Genomic DNA, 452 nt, shown 5'->3' on the forward strand with positions numbered 1-452 from the left:
ACCATTCGACCACCGGCTATCTCCTGCCCAAGGAAAATTGATATGATGACGAACCAATTCCGCAGGGCCATTCCACAAGCATTGCCCTCTCCTTTTGGACAAGGCTGGCGCCTCGCCTCCTGGCTGGCTGTCCTTTGCCTTGCTATTTTCTTCCTCACCCTGACAGCGTGTACCGCCCGTGCTGCGACGAACATCCAGGAGGTGAAATCTGAAAAGGGGATCACCGCCTGGCTGGTGGAAGACCATACGCTGCCGATCGTCACGCTCCAGTTCGTGTTCGACGGCGGCACCAGCCAGGACCCGGCCGATAAGGAGGGGCTTGTCAATTTGATGACCGGCTTGTTCGACGAGGGCGCAGGCGATTACGACGGCGACACCTTTCAGGTGCGGCTCGATGATGCCGGCGCTGAGATGAGCTTCCACGCGCGGCCTGACGGCATCTATGGCTCGGT

1 pseudogene is annotated in these 452 nt (G+C 59.3%); it reads left to right on the top strand.

Annotated elements, in window-relative coordinates:
* Positions 1–42: 42 nt before the first annotated feature.
* Positions 43–452, top strand: a pseudogene (locus AC0L2Z_RS35465) (insulinase family protein); the annotation flags it as partial.

Source organism: Mesorhizobium sp. WSM4850, from assembly GCF_055811735.1.